The organism is Caulobacter sp. D5, assembly GCF_003185805.1.
Taxonomy (GTDB): Bacteria; Pseudomonadota; Alphaproteobacteria; order Caulobacterales; family Caulobacteraceae; genus Caulobacter.
Genome location: NZ_QHJY01000398.1, coordinates 1 through 6,085, shown reverse-complemented (window position 1 = coordinate 6,085; position 6,085 = coordinate 1). Strand labels below are relative to the sequence as shown.

Annotated in this window: 5 protein-coding genes and 1 pseudogene; 4 read left to right on the top strand and 2 right to left on the bottom strand. The window is 69.8% G+C overall.

Annotated features, from left to right (window positions below; all coding sequences use genetic code 11):
* Positions 1 to 506: pseudogene (locus DMC18_RS22000) on the bottom strand (hypothetical protein); the annotation flags it as partial.
* A gap of 47 nt (positions 507 to 553) precedes the next feature.
* Here DMC18_RS22000 and DMC18_RS25715 point away from each other — a divergent pair.
* From DMC18_RS25715 to DMC18_RS21990, 3 genes are read left to right on the top strand one after another with little or no spacing between them, the layout of a single operon-like run.
* Positions 554 to 922, top strand: a complete 369-nt coding sequence (locus DMC18_RS25715) for a hypothetical protein (RefSeq protein WP_146218169.1) — start codon at positions 554 to 556, stop codon at positions 920 to 922.
* Positions 922 to 3,030 (top strand): flagellar hook-associated protein FlgK, encoded by a 2,109-nt coding sequence (gene flgK / locus DMC18_RS21995; protein WP_110118020.1) that lies wholly within the window; start codon positions 922 to 924, stop codon positions 3,028 to 3,030. Before DMC18_RS25715 ends, flgK begins: the two co-directional genes overlap by 1 nt.
* An 8-nt stretch (positions 3,031 to 3,038) precedes the next feature.
* On the top strand, positions 3,039 to 3,962 hold the full coding sequence (locus DMC18_RS21990) for a flagellin (RefSeq protein WP_110118021.1): 924 nt from the start codon (positions 3,039 to 3,041) through the stop codon (positions 3,960 to 3,962).
* 8 nt (positions 3,963 to 3,970) lie between these two features.
* Here DMC18_RS21990 and DMC18_RS21985 read toward each other — a convergent pair whose 3' ends face one another.
* A complete protein-coding gene (locus DMC18_RS21985) occupies positions 3,971 to 4,615 on the bottom strand; it encodes a GNAT family N-acetyltransferase (RefSeq protein ID WP_110118022.1) in 645 nt (214 codons plus the stop codon).
* Positions 4,616 to 4,748: 133 nt separating this feature from the next.
* Here DMC18_RS21985 and mnmA point away from each other — a divergent pair, with 133 nt between their 5' ends.
* Positions 4,749 to 5,975 carry a tRNA 2-thiouridine(34) synthase MnmA gene (gene mnmA, locus DMC18_RS21980; RefSeq protein WP_199228306.1) on the top strand — a complete coding sequence of 409 codons (1,227 nt, stop codon included), beginning with the start codon at positions 4,749 to 4,751 and terminating at the stop codon, positions 5,973 to 5,975.
* Positions 5,976 to 6,085: the final 110 nt, after the last annotated feature.

Below are 6,085 nucleotides of genomic sequence, written 5' to 3'. Positions count from 1 at the left end.
GCGGCGACGGGAGCCGCGCCGGCCAGCTTGGCGACGCCGGCGACGGTATCGGCCACGTCGCCGACCAGGTCGGCGGCCTTGGCCAGCAGGCCCTCGCCCGCATCGGCGGCCTGAGCAGCCGATTGGGCGGTCGATTGCGCGGCGGCTTCGGTGGAAGCGGCGGCGGCGGCCGTGGCGTCATCGCCCTGGGCCGGCTTGGCCGGTTGTTGTTGAACGGTCATGGCGGCGACCACGGCCGCGCCCACCTGGGCGGCGGCGGCGTCCTGGCCCGCGGAGGCGTCTTCACCATCCTTGCGGTCGCTGGCCTTGCGGTCGCTGGCGGCCTTGGTCGCCGGCTTGGCCTGCGACTTGCCCGTCGGACGGGCTTCGGCCTGGTCGGACCCGCCTTCGTCGCCCGACGCGGCCAGCAGCGCGCCGAACACGTCGCCGGCGCTCGAAGCGTCGGAAACGCCGGCGGCGCCCGAGGCGGGCGTCGGAAGCGGAAGAGAGGCGGCGATCGCGGTCATGCGGGTCGGTACGCTCGGGCTGGATGACGGCTCGGATGGAGCACGCCTTGATCCGCCGTTCCCTGAGCAATCGCCGGGCCAACCCGGAAAATTCTTACAAGCCTTTGATTTTAAAGATTTTAACCACTGATTTACCCTTTTATTTCGGCAGGTTGCGGCGCTTTTTGCCGGGCGGAAACGGAAAGAATGACCCCTCCCTTGCCGCGTCGGCGCGCCGCAGCCGGGCCAGGACGGGGGTTGGCGCCATCCTTGCGCTCACCTTTTCGTCGTCCGCACGGCGCATGGAACCCAACGCCTTGTATTTCAACGGTTTGCACATCTGTAACGAGACGCTCTCGCCCCGGACCCGGCAAGTTTCGCCGGGCAAGGGCGCGTCGCGTGGTTCGTGCTTTGCCGGGCGGACAGGAGACCTCTGATGTCCCTCAACACCATCCTGAACACCGCGACTTCGGGGATGATGGCCGCCCAGACGGGCCTGCGCGTCGTCTCCGACAACATCGCCAACGTCAACACCGCCGGCTACGTCCGCAAGACCGTCAGCCAGTCGAACCTCGTGTCGAACGGCATGGGGGTGGGCGTCAACATCGACGCGATCAAGCGCGCGACCGACCGCTTCCTGCAGTCGGCCAGCCTGAACGCCGCCTCGGACTCTGGCCGGGCCTCGGCGCTGTCCAGCGCGCTCGACAACGCCCAGAAGCTGTTCGGCGACCCCAGCGCCAGCACCAACTTCTTCTCGATGCTCGACGAGGTCTATTCGTCGTTCTCGCAGGCCGCCGACGAGCCGTCCTCGTCGCTGCTGCGCACCCAGGCCCTGACCAAGGTCGAGGACTTCCTCGGCGAGTCCAGCCGCATCACCGCCGGCCTGTCGAACCTGGGCAAGGACGCCGACACCAAGATCTCGGCCGATGTCGACCGGGTGAACGTGCTGCTCAAGCAGATCGACGAACTGAACACCGACATCACCCGCGCCAAGACCACCGGCGTCGACTCGACCGGCTCGGAGAACATCCAGAGCGGTCTGATCGACGAACTGTCGGGCCTGATGAACGTGCAGGTCAGCCAGCGCGCCAACGGCGGCGTGCTGATCCGTTCGACCGAAGGCCTCAGCCTGGCCGGCGACGGCGCGGCCACCGTCAAGTACGAGCAGTCGCCCACCGCCAACGGCTACCTGACCGTCACCCTGCCCAACAGCGGCGGCCAGCCCAGCCCGCTCTACATCAGCAGCGGCGAGCTCAAGGGCCTGATGGAGCTGCGCAACACCGAGCTGCCGGCCCTGTCCGACCAGCTGGGCGAGTTCGTCAGCCGGGCCACCGAGGAGCTGAACCGCGCCTCCAACGCCAACTCGGCGGTCCCCGCCCCCACCAGCCTGACCGGCCGCAACACCGGCCTGGACGCCACGACCGCCTTCTCGGGCTTCACCGGCAAGACGACGATCGCCCTGACCGACTCCAGCGGCGTCATCCAGCGCCGCATCGACGTCGACTTCACCGCCGGCACCATGACCGTCGACGGCGCCGCCGGCCCGTCGTTCACGCCCGGCAACTTCCTGACCCAGCTGAACAGCGCCCTGGGAACCGACGGCCAGGCCACCTTCTCGGACGGCGCGCTCAGCCTGTCGGCCAACGGCGGCCTGGGCGTGGCGGTCGCCGACGACGCGACTACCCCGTCGACCAAGGCCGGCAAGGGCTTCAGCCACTATTTCGGTCTCAACGACATCGTCCGCTCGACCGGCTACTCGCCGTACGAAACGGGCATGACCACGACGTCGCAGCACGGCTTCACCGCCGGCGACACCATCACCCTGCGCCTGACTGACGTCGAAGGCGGCCGCATCCGCGACGTGAAGGTCACCGTCCCGACGGGCGGCACCATGCAGGACCTGCTGACCGCCATGAACTCGCGCAGCGACGGCGCGGGCCAGTACGGGACGTTCTCGCTCGACTCCAAGGGCGCGCTGAACTTCAGCTCCAACAGCGCCTCGCCGGTCACCCTGTCGGTGGTCGAGGACAACACCGAACGCGGCACCGGCGGTCCGACGCTGAGCCAGCTGTTCGGCCTGGGCCCGTCCGAGCGCAGCACCCGCGCCTCGAGCTACGCGGTCGATGCGACCCTGGATTCCAACCCCAGCCGCCTGGCCTTCGCCAAGCTGGACCTGACGGCCGCGGCGGGGACCTCGTCCCTGGCCGTCGGCGACGCCCGCGGCGCCCTGGCCCTGGCCAAGGCCGGCGACAGCACGGTCAGCTTCTCGTCCGCCGGCGGCGTCGGCGCGGCGACCAGCAGCGTCCTGCGCTACGCCGCCGACTTCTCCGGCTCGATCGCCCGCAAGGCGGCCGCCGCCGAGTCCCGGAAGGACGCCACCGCTTCGGTCAAGACCGAGGTCGACACCCAGCGCCAGTCGCAGGAGGGCGTCAATCTCGACGAAGAGCTCATCAATCTGACGACGTACCAGCAGGCGTTCAACGCCTCCGCCCGCCTGATCCAGGCGAGCAAGGACATGTACGACGTTCTGACCAACCTCATCTGAGGCCGCCCATGACCCGTGTCTCCACTTCCAGCAACTTCGGCGTGATGACCTCCAATCTCATGCTGGCGCAGGTGCGCCAGAACGAGATCGGCGAACAGGTCTCCAGCCAGAAGATCGCCAGCGACCTGAAGGGCTACGCCAAGAACGCCGAGATGCTGACGGCGATGAAGAGCGCCCAGGCCAAGATCGACGGCTTCCTGGACCAGACCAAGCTGGTCTCCAACCGCCTGGACATGCAGGACACCGGCATCGGCCAGGTCTCCGACGCGGCCGGCGACGCCCGCGAGGCGATCGCCAACGCCCTGGCGGCCGGCAACGCCACCACCCTGATGGAGCAGCTCCAGAACGCCTTCGGCGACGCGGTGCGCGGCCTGAACACCAAGTCCAACGGCTACTACGTGTTCTCGGGCGCCAAGACCGACACGCCCACGACCACGGCCACCAGCATGGCCGACCTCACGGCCGCGCCCAGCACGGCCTCGCTGTTCCAGAACGACCAGTACGTCACCACCAACCGCATCGACGAGTCGACGACGGTGAAGACCGGCGTGCTGGGCGACGCCCTGGGCACGGACCTCTTCGACGCCTTCAAGCAGATCCAGGCCTATGTCGACGCCAACGGCGCCTTCAGCGGCAACCTGACCGAGGCCCAGACCACCTTCCTGAAGGGCACGCTGTCGTCGTTCGACACCGCCCAGAAGGGCCTGACGACCGCCCAGGGCAAGAACGGCCTGAACCAGAGCCGCTTCGAGGACGCCCAGACCGCGCTGCAGAACCAGTCCGACAGCCTGACGGTGATGATCGGCGGCGTCGTCGATGTCGACATGGCCGAGGCCGTGACCCGCCTCCAGGCCGCCCAGCTGGCGGTCCAGGCCTCGGCCCAGGTGTTCTCGACGCTGCAGAGCTCGTCGCTGCTGAACGTGCTGAAGTAGGGCCTCGCCTAGGCGTCGGGACCCGGGATGACCGCCGTGTGGAGGCGCCCCTCGAACCGCCAGCCGAGCGCCTCATAGAGCGCCCGCCCTTCGACCGTGGCGGCCAGGACGCCCTCCTCCGCCCCGCGGGCGACGGCCTCGGCGCCGAGGCGCGTCATCACGGCCCGGCCGAGACCTCGCCTCTGGTGGGCCGGATCCGTGACGATCTTGTCGAACACCGCGAACGATCCGGTGAGCGCCGCGCGCCCGGAGGCCGCCAGCGTCCCGTCCGGGGCCGCCGCGGCGATGACCAGCACCGCGCCTTCGAGGGTCGTCGACAGGCGATAGGCGGGATCGGGCTCGACCGCCGGGGCGCCGTCCAGGGCCGTCGCCATCAGGTCGGCGCAGCTTTCCAGCCGCCAGCGCTCGTCGAGAGCCGCCATCAGCGCCTCGGGCGGGCAGAACGCCTTCAGGAACACGCCCGGCTGATCGATCTCCCGCCCCAGCCGGGCAAGAGCGACCGCATCGAGCGCGGGAAAGACGTAGCGCGCCAGATGCCCCGGCGCGTCCACCGTCAGATGAAAGCCGCCCGCGATCCGCTCAGGCCTCGCCACGCCGCGCGACAGCGCCCAGCCATCGACCCAGGCCTCGACCAGTCTCGGATCCGCCGCCATCGCCTCTCCCCTCGTCCGAACGCCCCGGATAACCCGCCCTGCCGCCGCCCTTTGTCAGCATGATTGCAGGCCGACGCGACCTGCGACGCTGCTCAGCCTCGCAAAACCGTCGCTCAGGGCCTAAATAGCCGCGATGGACGCCGACCTCGCCCGTTTCGACCCCGCCCACGCCCCCGTCGCCGAGGGCGACGCCCTGATCGCGCAGGCCGCGCAGGCGGTGAAGCAGGCCGTCGGTCTTCCCGAAGGAACCCGGATCGTCGCGGCCATGTCCGGCGGCGTGGACTCGACCGTCACCGCCGCCCTGCTGGCCCGCGCCGGCTACGACGTGGTCGGCGTGACGCTGCAGCTCTACGATCACGGCGCGGCGATCTCGAAGAAGGGCGCCTGCTGCGCCGGCCAGGACATCATGGACGCCCGCATGGCGGCCGAGCGGATCGGCATCCCGCACTACGTGCTGGACTACGAAAGCCGCTTCAAGGAACAGGTCATCGAGGAATTCGCCGACGCCTATCTGCGCGGCGAGACGCCGATCCCCTGCGTGCGCTGCAACCAGACCGTCAAGTTCCGCGACCTGCTGGACGTAGCCCGCGACCTGGGCGCCGAGGCCATGGCGACCGGCCACTATGTGCAGCGCGGCTTCGTCGGCGGCGGCAACCGCCCGCAGCTGCGCCGCGCGGCCGACCCGGGCAAGGACCAGTCCTACTTCCTGTTCGCCACCACGCGCGAGCAGCTCGACTTCCTGCGCTTCCCGCTGGGCGGCTTCGCCAAGCCGCAGGTGCGCGCCGTCGCCGCCGCCCTGGGCCTGTCGGTGGCCGACAAGCCCGACAGCCAGGACATCTGCTTCGTGCCCGAGGGCAAGTACACCACGGTGATCGACCGCATCCGCCCGCAGGGGGCGGAAGCAGGCGACATCGTGCACCTGGACGGCAAGGTGCTGGGCCGCCACGAGGGCGTCACCCGCTACACCATCGGCCAGCGGCGCGGCCTCAATGTCGGCGGCGGCACGGGCGAGCCGCTGTTCGTCGTGCGCATCGACGCCGGAAAGCGCCACGTCGTGGTCGGTCCGCGCGAGGCGCTGCTGACCAAGTCGCTGACGCTGAAGGAAGACAACTGGCTGGGCGGCGAGGACGACCTGATCGAGGCCGCCAAGGCGCATGCGCCGGTCCTGGCCCGCGTGCGCTCGACCCGCGAGCCGGTGGCCAGTCGCCTGTCGCTGGAAGACGGCGGCGTGCGGCTGGTGTTCGACGGCCTGGAAGAAGGCGTCGCCCCCGGCCAGGCCTGCGTGCTCTACGACCCCGCCGACCCGGAACGCGTGCTCGGCGGCGGGTTCATCGCGACCACGGTTCGGGCGATGGACTAGGAAAGACCCTCCCCCTGAAGGGGGAGGTGGCCCGTAGGGCCGGAGGGGGCAGTCCCCGCCGAATTCAGGCTGTCGCCGACGTGGGAAATCACATCCCCCTCCGTCGGCTT

Excerpts from the sequence above, each read along its gene's own strand:
- flgK (WP_110118020.1), top strand. The coding sequence starts at position 922 with ATGTCCCTCAACACCATCCTGAACACCGCGACTTCGGGGATGATGGCC.
- DMC18_RS21990 (WP_110118021.1), top strand. The coding sequence starts at position 3,039 with ATGACCCGTGTCTCCACTTCCAGCAACTTCGGCGTGATGACCTCCAAT.
- DMC18_RS21985 (WP_110118022.1), bottom strand. The coding sequence starts at position 4,615 with ATGGCGGCGGATCCGAGACTGGTCGAGGCCTGGGTCGATGGCTGGGCG.
- mnmA (WP_199228306.1), top strand. The coding sequence starts at position 4,749 with ATGGACGCCGACCTCGCCCGTTTCGACCCCGCCCACGCCCCCGTCGCC.